Here is a 1,929-nt window from a genome sequence, read left to right as displayed (position 1 = left end):
TAGTAGCTGCTCGGTGTTAAGCAGCTGTCTAAAGCGCCAAATACTGGAATGGTCTGGCACATTCTCAGACAGGCTAAGATTAATAAAGCGCCTAAACATAAGATCCCTGGCGATTTGCTTCTCTAAGACTTCATCACTAAGGTTATACCAAGCTTGGAGAATAAGAATCCTAAACATCATCAGTGGCGGGTAGCTAGGCGCACCTCGCACAGATGAATAAAGGTTTGATAAGGTTTGCTCTATCTCTGTCTAATTGATGATGTTATGCACGTCATTAAGCTCTGATAGAGATTTATGCTCTACAACTAGAGAATCTGCGAATGAATGTTGAGTTGTTTGTTTCCAAGACATTTTAGGTATTTTTTATTGTAGATTAGGTGGTTGTTATTTTACTAGACTGGCGTGGTTTTGGTTGATTTGTGCAAAGGTCTCATTTATTGAAAAATAGTGTAGGTATAATAGTATTTTGTTGAGATTACACCAAAGGACAAAAAAATGAAATCATTAAACAAGTCAATATTTTTAACACTGTTGATAGCATTAAGTGTAACTGGATGTTATAACTCTAAAGGCTTGCAAACAATGTTTTTAGAGCATAAAGTCGTTACAAATAATCAAGGTCTAAAGATTGGAGATGATGCACCAGAATTTGCAGTGGTGTCAAATGACCTTAAAGAAGTTATTGTTGGTGGTGCTAAAAACAAAGTTCAAATCATTGCATTTGTTCCTTCTATTGATACAGATACTTGTGCGTTAGAAACTGTTTATTTTAATAAGCGTGTTGCCAAAATGGACAATGTTGAAATAAATATTATCTCTAAAGATACTCCTTTTGCATTTTCTAGATTTTGTAAGGCAAGTGATGTAAAAAATGTCAATACACTTTCAGACTACAAAGATGCAAGTAATGCAAAAAAATACGGCTCTGTCATCACTTCGCCTAAATTTTTAGAAGAATTTTTTGCTAGAACTGTTTATATAGTGGACACAAAAGGAAAAATTGCATACAAACAAGTTGTTGAGCATATAGAAAAAGAGCCAAATTACAAAGACATTCTTGCGGCACTTAAAAACATAAAGTAATTTCTCGTATAAACTTTAATATGTTGAGCTAAAAAATTTAATACCCCTGCTCCATTAAAAAAAACCTATGCTACCATTAAGTAACATAGGTTTTTATGATTAATATTTGATCGATTTAACTGCTTCAGCAAGAACCACGACATCGCTTACGATGCGAATTTAAGGGGTATTTATTAGGGAAAATATTATTTACCCTAGTATTTAGTTTCTATACCGTGACCCAAATCTGCTTTCACTAATTCCTAAATTTTTGTCCCGAGTGTCCCGAGCCGGGTTCGGGATTTTCGGGATTCGGGATTAACATGCCTAATCAGCCAAATTTTTTCTTGACATTTCAACGCTCATCTTTTCGACTACAGACCTGATGTAACCATGCTCTTTACCGATAGTAATGCATAATTCAATGGGCTTTGAGAGACCTTTGCATAAATCAACCAAAACCACACCAATCCAGTAAAATAACAATCACCTAATCTACAATAAAAAATACCTAAAATGTCTTGGAAATAAACAACTCAACATTCATTCGCAGATTCTCTAGTTGTAGAGCATAAATCCCTATCAGAACTAGATGATGTACACAACATCATTAACTGGAATGAGATAGAGCAAACCTTATCAAACCTTTATTCATCTGTGCGAGGTGCGCCAGCTTACCCGCTACTGATGATGTTTAAGATTCTTATCCTCCAAGCTTGGTATAACCTTAGTGATGAAGCCTTAGAGAAGCAAATCGCCAGGGATCTTATGTTTAGGCGCTTTATTAATCTTAGCCTGTCTGAGAATGTGCCAGACCATTCAAGCATTTGGCGCTTTAGACAGCTGCTTAACACCGAGCAGCTACTA

At 35.7% G+C, this 1,929-nt stretch carries 2 protein-coding genes and 1 pseudogene; 2 read left to right on the top strand and 1 reads right to left on the bottom strand.

The window, feature by feature from the left end:
• A partial coding sequence (locus BTHERMOSOX_RS10755) for a transposase (RefSeq protein ID WP_488153936.1) occupies positions 1-243 on the bottom strand: 243 nt, incomplete at its 3' end.
• A gap of 252 nt (positions 244-495) precedes the next feature.
• On the opposite strand from BTHERMOSOX_RS10755, the gene tpx reads away from it, so the two are divergent.
• On the top strand, positions 496-1,083 hold the full coding sequence (tpx, locus tag BTHERMOSOX_RS10750; RefSeq protein WP_138121131.1) for a thiol peroxidase: 588 nt from the start codon (positions 496-498) through the stop codon (positions 1,081-1,083).
• Positions 1,084-1,578: 495 nt separating this feature from the next.
• Positions 1,579-1,929: pseudogene (locus tag BTHERMOSOX_RS12145) on the top strand (transposase); the annotation flags it as partial.

This window comes from Bathymodiolus heckerae thiotrophic gill symbiont (assembly GCF_900128515.1).
In the GTDB taxonomy this organism is placed as follows: Bacteria; Pseudomonadota; Gammaproteobacteria; order PS1; family Pseudothioglobaceae; genus Thioglobus_A.
Note: the sequence above shows the minus strand (reverse complement) of the source record. Positions and strands in the feature narration are given on the sequence as shown.